Annotated in this window: 17 protein-coding genes; 16 read left to right on the top strand and 1 reads right to left on the bottom strand. The window is 69.7% G+C overall.

Translation table 11 applies throughout. The annotated features are described in order from the left end of the window. The first annotated feature begins 180 nt into the window (after positions 1–180). The 7 genes from KUTG_RS17755 (at position 181) to KUTG_RS17725 (ending at position 4,898) form a co-directional block, all read left to right on the top strand. Positions 181–879, top strand: a complete 699-nt coding sequence (locus KUTG_RS17755; protein WP_043718251.1) for an SDR family NAD(P)-dependent oxidoreductase — start codon at positions 181–183, stop codon at positions 877–879. A gap of 230 nt (positions 880–1,109) precedes the next feature. Continuing rightward, positions 1,110–1,559: a nuclear transport factor 2 family protein gene (locus KUTG_RS17750; protein ID WP_157494601.1), complete on the top strand. Its 450-nt coding sequence runs from the start codon at positions 1,110–1,112 to the stop codon at positions 1,557–1,559. A gap of 10 nt (positions 1,560–1,569) precedes the next feature. Beyond that, on the top strand, positions 1,570–1,977 hold the full coding sequence (locus KUTG_RS17745) for a nuclear transport factor 2 family protein (RefSeq protein WP_043718249.1): 408 nt from the start codon (positions 1,570–1,572) through the stop codon (positions 1,975–1,977). A gap of 71 nt (positions 1,978–2,048) precedes the next feature. Continuing rightward, positions 2,049–2,420 carry a nuclear transport factor 2 family protein gene (locus KUTG_RS17740; RefSeq protein ID WP_043718247.1) on the top strand — a complete coding sequence of 124 codons (372 nt, stop codon included), beginning with the start codon at positions 2,049–2,051 and terminating at the stop codon, positions 2,418–2,420. 16 nt (positions 2,421–2,436) lie between these two features. Then, a complete protein-coding gene (locus tag KUTG_RS17735; RefSeq protein WP_043718245.1) occupies positions 2,437–4,008 on the top strand; it encodes a GMC family oxidoreductase in 1,572 nt (523 codons plus the stop codon). Then, positions 4,001–4,414: a VOC family protein gene (locus tag KUTG_RS17730; protein ID WP_043718243.1), complete on the top strand. Its 414-nt coding sequence runs from the start codon at positions 4,001–4,003 to the stop codon at positions 4,412–4,414. The genes KUTG_RS17735 and KUTG_RS17730 overlap by 8 nt, the downstream gene beginning before the upstream one ends. A gap of 31 nt (positions 4,415–4,445) precedes the next feature. Then, entirely contained in the window at positions 4,446–4,898 is a 453-nt protein-coding gene (locus KUTG_RS17725; protein ID WP_052394810.1) for a nuclear transport factor 2 family protein, read from the top strand. A gap of 53 nt (positions 4,899–4,951) precedes the next feature. Here KUTG_RS17725 and KUTG_RS17720 read toward each other — a convergent pair whose 3' ends face one another. Beyond that, complete coding sequence (locus KUTG_RS17720) at positions 4,952–6,577, bottom strand: NAD(P)/FAD-dependent oxidoreductase (protein ID WP_043718241.1); 1,626 nt, start codon at positions 6,575–6,577, stop codon at positions 4,952–4,954. Between the two features lie 200 nt (positions 6,578–6,777). Between KUTG_RS17720 and KUTG_RS17715 the strand changes: the two genes are divergently transcribed. From KUTG_RS17715 to KUTG_RS61375, 9 genes are all read left to right on the top strand, one after another. Next, on the top strand, positions 6,778–7,602 hold the full coding sequence (locus KUTG_RS17715) for a type 1 glutamine amidotransferase domain-containing protein (RefSeq protein ID WP_043718240.1): 825 nt from the start codon (positions 6,778–6,780) through the stop codon (positions 7,600–7,602). Positions 7,603–7,609: 7 nt separating this feature from the next. Beyond that, a complete protein-coding gene (locus KUTG_RS17710) occupies positions 7,610–9,214 on the top strand; it encodes a thiamine pyrophosphate-binding protein (RefSeq protein ID WP_043718238.1) in 1,605 nt (534 codons plus the stop codon). Positions 9,215–9,225: 11 nt separating this feature from the next. Further along, positions 9,226–9,891 (top strand): DJ-1/PfpI family protein, encoded by a 666-nt coding sequence (locus KUTG_RS17705; RefSeq protein WP_052394806.1) that lies wholly within the window; start codon positions 9,226–9,228, stop codon positions 9,889–9,891. Next, positions 9,881–11,698, top strand: coding sequence for an AGE family epimerase/isomerase (locus KUTG_RS17700; protein WP_043718235.1), 1,818 nt, complete (start codon positions 9,881–9,883; stop codon positions 11,696–11,698). The genes KUTG_RS17705 and KUTG_RS17700 overlap by 11 nt, the downstream gene beginning before the upstream one ends. Positions 11,699–11,721: 23 nt before the next feature. Then, the gene (locus tag KUTG_RS17695; protein ID WP_043729733.1) at positions 11,722–12,057 is read left to right on the top strand and encodes an STAS domain-containing protein; all 336 of its coding nucleotides are present in this window, start codon (positions 11,722–11,724) and stop codon (positions 12,055–12,057) included. Positions 12,058–12,286: 229 nt separating this feature from the next. Beyond that, the gene (gene glgX, locus KUTG_RS17690) at positions 12,287–14,389 is read left to right on the top strand and encodes a glycogen debranching protein GlgX (protein WP_043718233.1); all 2,103 of its coding nucleotides are present in this window, start codon (positions 12,287–12,289) and stop codon (positions 14,387–14,389) included. 6 nt (positions 14,390–14,395) lie between these two features. Continuing rightward, positions 14,396–14,716, top strand: a complete 321-nt coding sequence (locus KUTG_RS17685; RefSeq protein WP_043718231.1) for an STAS domain-containing protein — start codon at positions 14,396–14,398, stop codon at positions 14,714–14,716. Then, positions 14,716–15,201, top strand: coding sequence for an ATP-binding protein (locus KUTG_RS17680; protein ID WP_052394803.1), 486 nt, complete (start codon positions 14,716–14,718; stop codon positions 15,199–15,201). Before KUTG_RS17685 ends, KUTG_RS17680 begins: the two co-directional genes overlap by 1 nt. Continuing rightward, a partial coding sequence (locus KUTG_RS61375) for an ANTAR domain-containing protein (RefSeq protein ID WP_043718229.1) occupies positions 15,167–15,664 on the top strand: 498 nt, incomplete at its 3' end. The genes KUTG_RS17680 and KUTG_RS61375, both read left to right, overlap by 35 nt.

Below are 15,664 nucleotides of genomic sequence, written 5' to 3'. Positions count from 1 at the left end.
AGATCACCCGTGACGATGTGGCGGAGGCCTGCGTTGCAGGCCATCGTGCTGCCGCAGGCGGCCGGGCTTACCTTCGAGATGTACAACGACAGCGGCGCGGCGCCGGACGGTTGGGGCCCGCTGTTCGACGCGCTGGCCAAGGACGACGTGCTCACGCACTGACGGGAGAACACAGCACCCATGAGCCGCAACGGGAACGGCCGCCGCACGGCCCTGGTGACCGGCGCGAACAGGGGCATCGGCCTGGAGGTGTGCCGACAACTGGCGGCCGCCGGGCTCGACATCGTGCTGACCGCGCGGGACGAGCGGCGCGGGCAGGCGGCGCTGAAGGACGTGCCCGGGCCTGCCCGGGCCGAGCAGATGGACGTCACCGACGGGGACAGCGTGCGGGACTGCGCCGCGCGGCTGGCCGCCGACGGCGTCGAGATCGACGTACTGGTCAACAACGCGGGCATCTACCCGACCACGTCGTTCTTCGACGTGACCGAGGAGATGTTCACGGAGTCGTTGCAGATCAACATGATGGGCGCGTTCCGCACCTGTCAGGCCTTCGTGCCGGGCATGGTCGACCGCGGCTACGGGCGGGTGGTCAACGTGTCCGCCGGCGGCGGCGCGATGACCGAGAGCGTGCCGCACCCGCCGGCCTACGGCATCGCCAAGGCCGCGCTGAACGCGCTGACCCTGGTCGTGTCGGCGGCGGTTCCCCGTGGTGTCAAGGTGAACGCGATGTGCCCGGGATGGGTGCGGACGCGGATGGGTGGCGGCGGCGCGCCGCTGAGCGTGGCCGACGGCGCGGACACCGCGCTGTGGCTGGCCACGCTGCCGGACAACGGCCCCAACGGCGGTTTCTTCCGGGAGCGCAAGCGCATCCCGTGGTGAGCCACCGCCCCGACGACGCCGGCCGCCCCCTGATGCGGCCGGCGTCTCGTCTATTGTGGACAGAACGTAATCCTTTGCCTCAACGGTATTTTCTCCGTCGACATCCGGAAGTACTTGTGCCGTACGGGATCTCGTTGCCGTGACCTCGGCCCGGCGGGTTCACTGGGTGTCGCGACGGCACGCGGAACCGGTGCCCGCGACACCCATTCAGTCGGAGGAGATGAACGGCCGTGACGGAAACTGTGGTCGACGTGCGCACGAGCAATGTGGCGCTGGTTCAGAAGATGTACGACCGCTTCAACGAGGGCGACCTGGAGACGGTGCGCCGCGAGGTGTTCGCGCCGGACGTGGTGTGGACGCTGCCCGGCCGCAGCCCGGTCGGCGGCACGAAGAACGGCGTGGACGAGGTCGTCGCCTTCTTCGGCGGCCTGGTCGCCACCGGCGTGCAGGTGCTGCCGATCAAGATCGACGCGTGGGGCGAGGACACCGTGGTGGAGACCCACCGCGGCGTGGGCGAGGTGCCCGGGGCCAAGCTGGACGCGATGAACTGCACCCACTACCGGATCGAGAACGGCCGCATCAAGGAGGTCCAGGTCTACCTGAGCGACCAGTACTCCGCGGACAACTTCTTCTGGCAGGCCATCGCGCTGGCGCCCATCCCGCAGCGCTGGGCCAAGTGAGGGGACGACCATGTCCACGCAGCTGACGCAGGAACGTGTGCTGGCCGCCTACGAGGCGCTCGGCAGCGGCGACCCGGCGGTCATCGGGCAGTACTGGGACGCCGACATGACCTGGCTCGCCGCCGGCGACGGCCGCGTTTCGGGCGTGCACAAGGGAATCGACGGCTTCCTCGGCTTCATGAAGACGATGGGCGAGGTGACCGGCGGCTCGCTGGCCATGGAGCGCACCGGCCTGCTCGTCGGCGAGGACCTGGCCGTCGTGCTCACGCACAACACCGCGCACCGGGCGGACGACCCGTCGACCACGCTGAGCATCGACGAGGTGCACTACCTGCGGTGGCGCGACGGCAAGATCGTCGAGGGCAAGGGCGCCATGTTCGGCGACGGCACGGGTGAGTTCAGCCGTTTTGTCGGCTGACCCCCGGCGGGCGCCCGCGCTCACGCCGGGCGTCCGCCGCCTTCGTTGCCACCAGAGGAAAAGGTAGGACGATGAACACCAGGGATGTCGTCAACCGCTACTACGAGCTGGCCAACCGCGGCGAGTGGAACGCGTGGACCGACCTGTTCGCCGAGGACCAGGTCATGCAGGAGCAGCTGGCCGGCCGGGTCGAGGGCCGGGAGACGCTGCGCTCGATGATGGCCGGCTTCCCCGACATGTACGCGGAGTTCCACAACGTGCCGCAGCATGTCGTGGTCGACGGCGAACAGGCCGCGGTGGTCTCCCGCATCACCGCCCGCACGCACGGCGGCGACACGATCACGGCCGAGGTGGCCAACTACTTCCGGATCGTGGACGGCCGCATCCGCTACATGGCCAACTTCCACGACACCGCCCCGTTCGCGGTGCTGTCGGGAGCCTGAGGCGAGAGGCCGGATCATGCAGGAGTTCGACTACGTCGTCGTCGGCGGCGGCACCGCCGGCAGCGTGCTGGCCAACCGGCTGTCCGAGGACCCGGCGGCGCGGGTGCTGCTGCTGGAGGCGGGCGGATCCTGGGTGCCGGCAGCGGTGGACGACGCGTCGCTGTGGTTCACCCTGCTGGGATCCGGCATCGACTGGGGCTACCAGAGCGTGCCGCAGCCCGGCCTCGACGGCCGCAGCACCTACGAGCCGCGGGGCAAGGGCCTGGGCGGCAGCAGCAATCTCTACATCATGATGCACGTCCAGGGGCACCCGAGCGACTTCGACGCCTGGGCGTACCAGGGGGCGGCGGGGTGGTCCTACCGGGACCTCGCGCCGTATTTCGCCCGACTGGCCAACCAGGAGGACGGCCCCGCACACGGCGGCCCGCAACGCGTGACCAACGCGGGGCAGCACAAGCCGAACCCGTTGTCCCGCACGTTCATCGACGCCTGTGTCGAACTCGGCTACCCCGAGGTCCCGGACTTCAACGGCGCCAACATGATCGGCGCCGGCTGGCACCACCTGGACGTGGAGGACGGTCAACGGCGCGGTGCACTGGTGTCCTATCTGGAGCCAGCGGCCGACCGTCCCAACCTGACGGTGCGGACCGACGCGCAGGCCCTGAACCTGACCTTCGAGGGCCCGCGGTGCAGCGGCGTCCGGTACCGGCAGAACGCGCCGGCGGCGACGACCGACGACGGCCGGCACGCGATACCGGCCCAGGAATGTCACCCCGGCACGTTCGAGGTGCGGGCCACGGCTGAGGTGATCGTGTCCGCGGGCGCGATCGAGTCCCCGAAGCTGTTGCTGCTCTCGGGCATCGGCTCGCCGGAACAGCTGCGCGGCTTCGGTATTCCTGTAGTGGACCCACTGCGTGGCGTGGGTGAGAACTTCCACAACCACGTGCTGACCGGCCTGATCGCGGAGACGCGGGAGCCGGTCGAGCCCGGGCACCAGAACCTGTCCGAGTCGGCGCTGTTCACCACGTCCGAGCCGGGCCTGCCCGCGCCGGATCTCCAGATCGCCTTCGTGCACGTGCCGTTCGACATCATCGTCGGCCAGCAGCACCCCAACGCGGTCAGCATCCTGCCTGGCGTCGTCCGGCCGTACTCGCGGGGCAGCGTGCGACTGGCCAGCGAGCACCCGCTGGCGAAACCATTGGTGGACCCCAACTACCTGGCCGATCCGGCCGACCTGTGCCGGCTGGTGCAGGCGGTCGAGCTGTCCCGGGAGATCTTCGCCACCTCGGCCTTCGCGGGGCAGCTCAAGGGCGAACTGCTGCCCGGCCCCGATGTCCGGTCGGCCGAGGAGCTGACGGCCTTCGTGCGGGCCCGGGCGGACAGCTACCACCACCAGGCCGGCTCGTGCCGGATGGGCGTGGACGAACTGTCCGTTGTGGACCCACGGCTGCGCGTGCACGGCATCGACGGCCTGCGGGTGGTGGACGCCAGCGTGATGCCGGCGGTGCCGTCGGGCAACTGCCACACGGCCGTCGTCGCCATCGCCGAACGGGCGGCCGACTTCATCAAGGAGGAGCACCATGGCTGAGCCGCCGCGCTGGTCGCACGTCGCCCTCAACTGCCGCGACCTCGACAGCACGGAGTCCTTCTACCGCACCTGGTTCGGGTTCCGCCGGGCCCGGGTGGTGGAGCTGGGCGAGGACCGGATCGTGTTCCTGCGCAACGGCGACGCCTACCTGGAGCTGTTCGGCTCCACGGCCGACCCGGCGCCGGCCAGCAAGGACGACGGCCCGCAGCAGCCCGGCGCGCCCCGGCACCTGGCCTTTCAGACCGACGACCTGGACGCGTTCCTGGCCGCCGCCGACGGTCAGATCCCGGTGCAGCTGGGACCGCTGGACTTCCACGACTTCATCCCCGGCTGGCGCTCGGCCTGGCTGTCCGACCCCGACGGCGTGGTCGTCGAGATCAGCCAGGGCTACCGCGACCAGGCCTAGGTCCCGCCGATCCGACACTGGAGCTTCCGCGATGTCGCTTGACTATCAGACCGCCAACAACACGATCACCCAGCAGATCCAGACGTTCGTCGCCGACTGGTACCGCGCGCTGGACCGGCACCGCCCATGGGAGGAGATCGAGGCCTACCTCGACGACGAGGTCCGCTTCGTCTTCCCGGAGACCACTGTGGACAGCCGTCAGGGACTGCACGACTGGTACGACGTGGTGACGCACAAGTTCTTCGACGAGGCCCACCGGGTCGACCTGGCCGACGTGGAGCTGGTCGGCGACGTCGCCCGCGTGCATGTCCTGGTCAACTGGCGCACCCGGGTCTGGAACGCGCCCGACCCGGACAGCGCGATCCTGGAGTACGAGGCCGACCAGGACTGGATCGTCGGCATCGGCGCCGACGGCCGGCTCGGCCTGCGTGACTATGTGGTCAACGGCCTGGAGCCGCGCGGCGACACCCCACCGCTGACCTGAGCACAACCGAGAAAATGCCCCGGGATCCGGAGGGTCCCGGGGCATTTGGCGCGTCAGCTGTCGGCCCGATACCGATGCACCAACGCCACCGCCATCGCGCCCTCGCCGGCGCTGGAGGCGATGCGCTTCATGGAATTGGCCCGGGCGTCCCCGGCCGCGAACACCCCAGGCACGCTCGTCTCCAGCAGGAACGGCTGCCGCGGCAGATCCCACGCCGTGTCACCGGGGATGTCCGGCCCGGTGAGGATGAAGCCCCGGTCGTCCATGGCCACCGGCCCGGCCAGCCACTCGGTGTTGGGCCGCGCGCCGATGAACGTGAACACGTATTCCGCGTCGGAGTGTGAGGTCGAGCCGTCGAGGGTGTTGAGCAGGGTGACACCCTCAAGCTGCTCTTTCCCGTGGGCGGCGGCGATCTCTGTGTTCAGCCGCACCTCGATGTTGCCGGTGGCGGTGATCTCGTCCACCAGGTACTGGGACATGCCCTTGTCCAGCCGGTCGCCCCGGATCACCAGGCTCACCTGGCCGGCGTGCTTGGCGAAGTGCACGGCCGCCTGCCCGGCCGAGTTGGCCCCGCCGACGATGAACACGTGCCGGCCGACGCAGGACGCCGTCTCGGAAGTCGTTGCCCCGTAGTAGATCCCGGCGCCCTCGAACCGCTCCGCCCCCTCGGCCTCCAGCCGGTTGTAGCGCAGCCCGGGGGACAGCAACACCGTGCTGGCGCTGATCTCCCGCCCGTCGGCCAACGTCAACACCCGCGCCCGACCGGAGGTTCGCAGGGACGTGGCGTCGGCCGGGGCCAGCACCTCGGCACCGAACCGCCGCGCCTGCGCGACCGCGCGGCGGATCAGCTCGGCGCCGCTGACCCCGGCCGGGAAACCCAGGTAGTTCTCGATCCGGCTTGAGGTTCCAGCCTGCCCACCGGGCACGTACGACTCGACCAGCAGCGTCGACAGGCCCTCCGACGCACCGTAGACCGAAGCCGCCAGACCGGCGGGCCCGCCGCCGACGATGGCCAGGTCATAGTGCTGCCGGGGCTCGGTTCCCCGCAGCCCCAACGCATCCACCAGATCACTGTTGGACGGCCGCGACAGCACCTTGCCGTCCGGCAGCAGCACCGCCGGCAGCGGACCCGGCACCGATGAGTCCTCCGCGTCCTCGAAGCGGAACGGCTGATGCAGCCGGGTCAACAGGTCCCGCACGCGGTGCGTCGCCGGCGCGAACCGGTGCCCGATCACGCGAATCCCGTCGTACGGCGGCAGATACGACCGCTGCCAGTCCTCCAACAGCTCGTCCAGTACGGGATACAGCCGCTCCTGTGGCGGCTCCCACGGCTTGACCAGGTAGTGGTCCAGCCGCACCCGGTTGATCGCGTCGATGGCCGCGTTGGTGTCCGCGTACGCCGTCAGCAGCACCCGCCGGGCCCGGGGGAACATCTCCAGCGACCGGGCCAGGAAGTCGACTCCGGTCATCTCCGGCATGCGCTGGTCGGCGATCAGCAGCGCCGGCTCCTCGCCACGCTGCCGCACGGTTTCCAGCAGCTGCAGGCCGGCCAGCGGCGAGTCCACGGCGACCACCCGGTACCGATCCTGGTAGTGCCGGCTCAGGTCGCGCCGGATCGCCCGCAGCACGTGCGGGTCGTCGTCCACCGCGAGCACCATGGGGCGGTGTCGTTCAGGCATGGCTCACTCCCGTTGCCGAGGCGGCATCCGCACCGATGGTCGCGCTGTGAGCGGTGCTCATGCGCGTCGACCTGACGCAGTCGCCCCGGTGCCACGCCGATGGCTGCGTCAAGTCCCTGGAGTAGTGCCGGATGCGTTGTGGGGCAACCACTCGGCGGGTTGACTTCGGAGTTGATGCCACGATCGAGCGGGGAGCACCCATGTCCAAGAAGATCCTCTTCATCCTGTCCGAGTACGGATACTGGGGCGAGGAACTGGTCGGCCCGCTGGCGGCCTGCGACGAGCAGGGCTACCAGACGGTGTTCGCCACGCCGACCGGAAAGCGGCCGGTGCCGCTGCCGCCCAGTCTCGACCCCGGCTACATCGACCCGCCGCTGGGCCGCTCGGTGACCACGCCGGAGGTGGCCGCGGCCGCCGCCGAGCTGGACCGCTCGGGCCGGCTCGACAACCCGGTCAGCCTCGCCGAGTGGGTGCCGGACCGGCCGTACAACAGCGAATCCGGCTTCCTGCGGCGGATCGAGGCCTACTACCGCGAGCTGGACGAGGTGGCCGAGGAGCTGCGCTCGTTCGACGCGATGGTGATCGTCGGCGGCAGCGGGCCCATCGTCGACCTGGCCAACAACGGCCGCGTGCACGAGCTGGTGCTGGCCTTCAAGCGGGCCGACAAGCCGCTCGTCGCCGAGTGCTACGGCGTGGCCTGCCTGGCGTTCGCCCGCGACTGGGAGGACCGGACCAGCATCATCGACGGCAAGCACGTCACCGGGCACTGCAAGGAGTACGACTACAAGGACGGCACCGGCTTCGTCGGAGTGGAGTTCAACATGGGCCCGCCGCCGTACCCGCTGGAGTACATCCTGCGCGACGCCACCGGCCCGACCGGCCGCTACCACGGCAACGTCGGGCACGAGACCTCGGTGCTGGTGGACTTCCCGTTCATCACGGCGCGGTCGACCCCGGACTCCTTCCTGGCCGGCCAGAAGCTGGTCGAGGTGCTGGAGTCGGGGCTTCGCCGGTACGGCTGGTGACCCGGCGATGACTCCACGGCCCGGCAAGGCCGCCGTCTTCGAGCAGTTCCTCGCGGACGGCATCAGCACGATGTTCGGCAATCCCGGCACGGTCGAGCAGGGCTTTCTCGACGCGCTGGAGTCCGTGCCGAACTTCGACTACGTGCTGGCGCTACAGGAGACCGTTGCGATCGGCATCGCGGACGGCTTCGCCCGCGTCGGCGCCCGCCCCGCCCTGGTGCAGCTGCACTCGGGCGTGGGGCTGGGCAACGGGATCGGCATGCTCTACCAGGCCAAGCGGGGGCATTCGCCGCTGGTGGTGGTGGCCGGTGAGTCCGGGGTCCGCTACGACGCGATGGACGCCCAGATGGCCGCCGACCTGGTCGCGATGGCGCGGCCGGTGACCAAGTACGCGACGCGGGTGATCGATCCCTCGTCGGTGCTGCGGGTGTTGCGCCGGGCCGTGAAGATGGCGATGACGCCGCCGCGCGGGCCGGTTTTCGTGGCGCTGCCGATGGATGTCCTCGACGAGCTCACGGCCGAGGCGGCGGTGCCGACCGTCATTCCCAACCGGGTGGTCGCGCCGGAGGCGCGGGACATCGCCGAGGCGGTGGAACTCCTTGCCGCCGCGCGTAATCCCATCGTGCTCATGGGCGACGGGGTGTCGGTCTCCGGCGCGCAGGAGGAGCTCACGGCGGTGGCGGAGCTGTTGGACGCCCCGGTCTACGGCGTGGACAACTCCGAGCTGAACATGGATCCCCGGCACCCGCTCTACCGCGGCAACACCGGTCACATGTTCGGCGGCGACAGCGCGCGTCGACTGTCCGATGTGGACGCGGTGCTGATCGTCGGCACGTACGTGTTCCCGGAGGTCTTCCCGGCACTGGACAATCCGTTCCCGGAGCACGCCAAGATCGTGCACATCGATCTGGACGACTACGAGATCGCCAAGAACCACCCGGTGGACATCGCGCTGGTGGCCGACCCCAAGCCGACGCTGTCGTACCTGGCCACAGGCCTGCGCAACAAGGGCCGGGCCCGCGGCGAGTTCGAGCTGCTGCCGCTGCCCGAGGTGTCGGCGGACAGCCCGCTGATGGCGGTGTTCGCGGCCGAGATCGCCGCGCACACCGGCGATGACCTGATCGTCTTCGACGAGGCCCTGACGGCGTCCCCCCACCTGACCTCGCATCTGCCGAGGCGCGTCCCCGGCACATACTTCGCCACCCGCGGCGGCTCCCTGGGCATCGGCATTCCCGGCGCCATCGGGGCGAAGCTGGCCCGCCCGGACGCGCCGGTGATCGGCTTCACCGGCGACGGCGGCAGCATGTACACCATCCAGGCCCTGTGGACCGCCGCGCGGCACAACGTGGCGGCCAAGTTCGTGATCTGCAACAACCACCGGTACCAGCTGCTGGACGACAACATCGACCGCTACTTCGCGGAGCGGGACATCGGCCAGCACGTGCACCCCCGCGGCTTCGACCTCGGCCACCCCGAGATCGGCTTCGCCGGGCTGGCGGAAAGCCTGGGCGTGCCGGCGATGCGGGTGGACAAGCCGGAGCAGGTGCCGGCCGCCGTCGAGCGGATGCTCGCCCACGACGGCCCGTTCCTCATCGACCTCGTGACGGGATAGGAGGCGGACAAGTGACGATCTCGGTACCCGTCGCCGACACCGGGCGGCTGGTCGGCCGGAATGTCGCCATCCTGATGGAGAGCGACTACGTGGAGCCGGAAATCGCGTACTACGAACGGCGGTTCGCGGAGGAGGGCGCACGGGTCGACCTGCTGACCCGGCTGTGGGGGCAGGAGTCGATCACCTTCTACGGCCACGAGTACCAGGCGCCGATGGCCGTCAACGGCGATCTCGAGGCCGTCGACGACGAACGGCTGGCCGGCTACGACGCCCTGATCGTGCCGGGCGGCATGGTGTCCGACCGGTTGCGCTACACCGAGGACGTCAAGGAGCTGGCCCCCGCGGTGCAGCTGCTGCGCCGGGCCTTCGCGGTCCCGAGCATCCTCAAGGGCGTGATCTGCCACGGCATGTGGCTGGTGTCGCCGATCCCGGAGGTGGTCAGGGACCGCCGGGTCACCTGCCACAACAACCTGATCGGCGACGTCCGCAACATGGGAGCCCGCTACACCGACCAGGACGTCGTCGTGGACGACGACCTGATCACCGGCCGCAGCGCCGGCCACTGCCACCTGTTCGCCCGCACGCTCATCGACCTCGTGGTGGCGCGGACCGACCACCGCCGGACGTGGGACCGCCCGTCCTTCCCGGCCCGGCAAGGAGTTCGCCATGTCCGCTGAGCTGGATTTCACCTTCTCCGACACGGTCGCCGGCTACGTCACGGCCTACCACCAGGACCGGCAGCTGCTGGACTTCAGGACCAGCGACGGCCGGGAGCTGCGGGCGGACATCGGCTCCCTGACCAACGCCGAGTTCCTGCGCAACCTGGGCGGCCCCGCGATCGACGCCACCGCCCACGTGCCGGATCTCCTGGTGCCGGGCCGGCATGTGCACCTGTACGGCGTGTTCTACCCGGGCGGGCGGTTCGAGGCCAAGCACATCACATTCCTCGGCCGCCGCCCCGGCGAGTACAACTTCGAGGAGCAGGGCTGGTGGGCCGAGCAGCTTGAGGAGCTGGCCCAGTTCTACCGGCGCGCCCAGTTCGGCAAGAAGGACCCGGTCGACTACGCCGACTACCGCACGATGTTGCGGCTGGGTGGCGACAAGAGCGACCACCACGTGCAGGAGACCGACACCATCTCCCGGCTGATCTACGGCATGGCGTCGGCCTACATGCTCACGGGCAACGAGGACTTCCTTGGTGTGGCCGAGAAAGGCACCGAGTACCTGCGGGCGCACATGCGGTTCGTGGACCGGGACGAGGATGTCGTCTACTGGTACCACGGCATCGACGTGCGCGACGGCGTGGAGACGAAGCTGTTCACGTCCGAATTCGGCGACGACTACGACGCTCTGCCGGCGTACGAGCAGATCTACGCGCTGGTCGGCCCGACCCAGACCTACCGGGTCACCGGCGACCCGCGCATCGCCGAGGACATCGACGGCACGCTGCGCCTGTTCCAGAAGTTCTTCCACGACCCCGAGCGCGGCGGCTACTTCTCCCACGTGGACCCGATCCTGCTCAGCCCGCACCACCAGTCGCTGCGCCACAACCGGTCCCGCAAGAACTGGAACTCGGTCGGCGACCACGCCCCGGCGTACCTGATCAACCTGTTCCTGGCCACCGGGGACAAGCGGCACGCCGACATGCTCGAAGAGACCTTCGACCTGATCACCGAGCACTTCCCCGATCCGGACAGCCCCTTCGTGCAGGAGCGGTTCCACGCCGACTGGTCGCCGGACCGGGAGTGGGGCTGGCAGCAGAACCGGGCCGTGGTCGGGCACAACCTCAAGATCGCCTGGAACCTGATGCGGATGAACGCCATCCGCCCCAAGGAGTCCTACCGCCGGCTGGCCGAGCAGATCGGCCGGAGCATGCCGGCCGTCGGCAGCGACACCCGCCGCGGCGGCTGGTACGACGTGGTCGAGCGGAACATCCTTGAGGGCGAGGGGATCCCGCGCTTCACCTGGCACGACCGCAAGGCCTGGTGGCAGCAGGAGCAGGCGATCCTGGCCTACCTCGTCCTGGCCGGCAACACCGGCGACGAGGAGTTCCTGCGCCACGCCCGGGAGGCGTCGTCCTTCTACAACAACTACTTCCTCGACCACGACGAGGGCGGCGTGTACTTCAACGTGCTGGCCAACGGGACGCCGTACCTGCTGGGCACCGAGCGGCTCAAGGGGAGCCACTCGATGAGCATGTACCACGCCTCGGAGCTGTGCTTCCTGGCCACGGTCTACGGCCGGCTGCTGCTGCACGACCAACCGCTGACCCTGTGGTTCCGGCCGCGGCCGGACGGCTTCTCCGACCGGGTCCTGCGGGTGGCGCCGGACGCCCTGCCGCCGGGCCGGGTGCGGCTGGAGTGGGTCGAGGTGGACGGCCGTCCGTACGGCGACTTCGACCCGGTGGCGATGACCGTTTCGCTGCCCGACAGCACTGAGGAAGTTGTTGTGAGGGCTCATTTATCTCCGTTGGAGAACCAATAGCGGCTGCGGCTGGAGTGGTGGACATGGAACTGGAGAAGCAGATGCGTGGCCCGGTCACCGTGATCGCGCTGAACGGGGAGCTGGACAGCACGACCGCGCCGAGGGTCCAGCAGGGCCTCGACGAGCTGGTGCCGGTGCACGGCATGGTGCTGCTCGACCTGAGCCGCACCACGTACATGTCCAGCGCCGGCCTGCGGGTGCTGCTGCTGGTGTACCGGCTGTGCCAGCAGATGGGCACGAGGGTGATGGTGTCCGGCCTGTCCGAGGAGGTACGGGCCGTGATGGCCGCGACCGGGTTCCTGGCCTTCTTCTCCGTGGCCGGTTCCGTCGACGAAGGTGTGGAGGTCCTGGCGGCGTGAGCGAGCTTGCGAGCGAACCATTCAGCGCAGTGCGTCCGCGAACGCGGACACCGAGCGCTAGCGAGGTGCCGCGCATGAGCGAGCTTGCGAGCGAGTCGTTCAGCGCAGTGCGTCCGCGAACGCGGACACCGAGCGCTAGCGAGGTGCCGCGCATGAGCGAGCTTGCGAGCGAGTCGTTCAACGCAGTGCGTCCGCGAACGCGGACACCGAGCGCTAGCGAGGTGCCGCAGTGAGCCGGTCCCCGGAGCGCCTGGACGCGTTCCCGACCCATCGCATCGCCGGCTTCGGGGTGCGCGCCGGACGGCCCCTGCCGTTCGGCGCGTCCCGCGTGCCCGGCGGCGTGAACTTCTCCGTGTACTCCGCGGGCGCCACCGGCATGACGCTGGTGCTGTACCGGCGGGACGAGGTGGAACCCTTGGCGGAGCTGGACTTCCCGCCGGAGTTCGTGGTCGGCGCGGTGTACTCGATGACGGTGTTCGGCATCGACGCCGAGACCGTCGAGTACGGCTACCGCGCCGACGGCCCGTTCGAGCCGGAGCGGGGGCATCGCTTCGACCGCGGCCAGGTGCTGCTGGACCCGTATGCGACGCTGGTGCACGGCAGGGATTCCTGGGGAGGGCAACGGCGGCCGCTGCGTTCCGGCGTGGCGCTGGACGACTTCGACTGGGAAGAGGACCGCCAGCTGCGGATCCCCAGCGAGGATCTTGTGATCTACGAGGCCCACGTGCGGGGCTTCACCCGGCACAGCTCGTCCGGTGTGGACCAGCCCGGCACCTTCGCCGGCCTGGTGGAGAAGATCCCGTACCTGAAGTCGTTGGGGGTCAACGCGGTCGAGCTGATGCCGGTCTTCGAGTTCGACGAGCTGGACAACGAGCGCCACGATCCGAGGTCCGGGGCGCCGCTGCACAACTACTGGGGCTACAGCACGATCGGCTTCTTCGCGCCCAAGGCCGGCCTGGCCGCCACCGGGCGGCTCGGCATGCAGGCCGACGAGTTCAAGAACATGGTCAAGCAGCTGCACCGGGCCGGCATCGAGGTCATCCTGGACGTGGTGTTCAACCACACCGCGGAGGGCAACGAGCTCGGTCCCACGCTGTCCTTCCGCGGGCTGGACAACAGCGTCTACTACATGCTCACGCCGGACGGCTACTACTACAACTTCAGCGGCACCGGCAACACCCTGAACTGCAACCATCCCATCGTGCGCGGCTTTGTGCTTGACTGCCTGCGGCACTGGGCCTCGCAGTTCCATGTGGACGGTTTTCGCTTCGACCTGGCGGCGATCCTGGTGCGGGCGCCCAACGGCGCGCCCATACCCAACCCGCCGCTGCTGGAGAGTCTGGCCGCCGACCCGGTCCTGCGTGACTGCAAGCTGATCGCCGAGGCCTGGGACGCCGGCGGGCTCTACCAGGTCGGGACCTTCCCGAACTACCACCGGTTCTCGGAGTGGAACGGCAAGTTCCGGGACACCGTGCGGAGGTTCGTGAAGGGCGACGCCGGGCTGGCGGGCGAGCTGGCCACCCGGCTGCTCGGCTCGCCCGACCTCTACCGGGACCGGGCGCCCACGGCGTCGGTCAACTTCATCACCGCGCACGACGGCTTCACGCTGCGCGATCTCGTCTCTTACAACGAAAAACACAACGATGCAAACGGCGAGGGCGGCCGCGACGGCGACAACGACAACAACTCCTGGAACTGCGGGGTCGAGGGTGACACCGAGGACAAACGGGTGCTCGCCCTGCGGGACCGGCAGATCCGCAACCTGTTGCTGCTTCTGCTGACCAGCCACGGCATTCCGATGCTGGTGGCCGGCGACGAGTTCGGCCGCACCCAGCACGGCAACAACAACGCCTACTGTCAGGACAACGAACTGTCCTGGGTGGACTGGAGCCTGGCCGAGACCAACGCCGGGCTGCTGCGCTTCACCAAGGCGGCCATCGCCTTCCGCCGCGCCCACCCGGCGCTGCGCCGGCCGTGGCACCTGCGCGGCCACCAGGGCGACGGCCTGTTCCCCGAGATCAGCTGGCACGGGGAGCGGGCCTGGACGCCGGACTGGTCGCCGGGCCAGCGCCTGCTGGCGGCCTTGCTCTACTGCCACAACGAGATCGGGCACGACTGCGTGTACCTCGCGGCCAACGCGCACTGGGACAGCCGGGAGCTGGAGCTGCCGGCGCTGCCCGACGGCATGCGGTGGCACCTGTTCGCCGACACCGCCCGCGTGTGTGGGCAGGACGTACACCAGCCGGGCGAGGAGCCGCCGCTGGCGGACGACCACGTCCGGGTCGAGCCCCGCTCGACGGTCGTGCTGGTGGCCAGAAACACAGAGGAGTGAGCGGTTATGAGCTTCACCACGAAGGTGCACACCGACGACGGCGTGGTCACGATCCGGCTCACCGGTGAGCTGGACTCGCGGTCGGCCCCGTCGCTCAACGAGATCATCGTCGAGGCCACCGAGAGCACGGTGCGGCGGCTGGTGCTGCTGGCCGAGGACCTGACCTACATGTCGTCGGCCGGCCTGCGCTGCCTGGTGTTCGCGCACCAGAAGCTGGGCCGTGGCGTGGACATCGTGCTGGTCGGGGCCACGCCGGAGGTGGCCGAGACGATCAGGCTGACCGGCTTCGACCGCAGCCTGGTCATGCAGGGCGCCACGGAGCGGTGATGGCGGGCCACCACCGGCTGACGCTGCGCGGTGGCGAGGCGGGCGCGGGGCGGCGGCTGGCCGACCTCGTCGCCGCCCTCGCCGGAACCGGGGGTCTCGACGCCCGCCGCTCGTACTGGCTGCGGCTGGCTGTCGACGAGATCACCACCAACATCGGCCAGCACGGCTACCGGGGCCAGGGTGGACTGGTCGAGATCGAGGGCGCGGTCGAGCCGGACCGGGTCTGGGTGCGCATCACCGACGAGGCGCCGCCGTTCGACCCCCACTCCCACGACCCGGGGCCACGCCTGGCCGACGGCGTGGCGCACGACGGCGAGGGCGGCCTCGGGCTGTACCTCGCCCTGAACGGTCTGGACCGACTCGATCACACCTATGTGGACGGTCGCAACGTCAACACCTTGGTGATGGAGCGGCACGTGGGGGAGGTCCAGGACACGGACGGAGGAACGCATGGCGGCGACGATCGCGCTGGTGGTGGCGGATGAGCACGCGGCGACGCGTGAGCTGGACCGGGCCCTGAGAGCGGCCGACTTCGAGGTGCGCCACGCGGTTGCGGGTCAGGAGCACACGGTGGCGGCCTCGACGGAGCCGCCGGACATCGTGCTGGTCTCGGCCTCGCTGGGGCTGCACAAGCTGGCCACGCTCGGGCAGCGGTTCGCCGCCGACGGGCTGTCCCCGACGATCGTGGTGTTCCCCCAGGACGACTTCGCCGCGCTGGAGGAGTGCGTCGGGGCCGGCTTCGACTGGGTGATGCCGCCGTTCTTGCCGACGTTGCTGCGCAGTCGGCTGTCAACCTGTTGGGAGCGCTCACAGTTGGCGATCGCCGTCGAGGACATGGCGGCAGTGGCCAACTTGCGGGAGTACGAACGGGATATGAGCATCGCTCGGGAGATCCAGGCCGGCTTCCTGCCCGAGCAGCTGCCGTCGGCCCACGGCTGGGACTTCGCG

The sequence above is a fragment of the Kutzneria sp. 744 genome (genome assembly GCF_000568255.1).
Lineage (GTDB): Bacteria > Actinomycetota > Actinomycetes > Mycobacteriales > Pseudonocardiaceae > Kutzneria.
The sequence above is the reverse complement of the archived record's forward strand: the minus strand, read 5'-3'. Positions and strand labels throughout refer to the sequence as shown.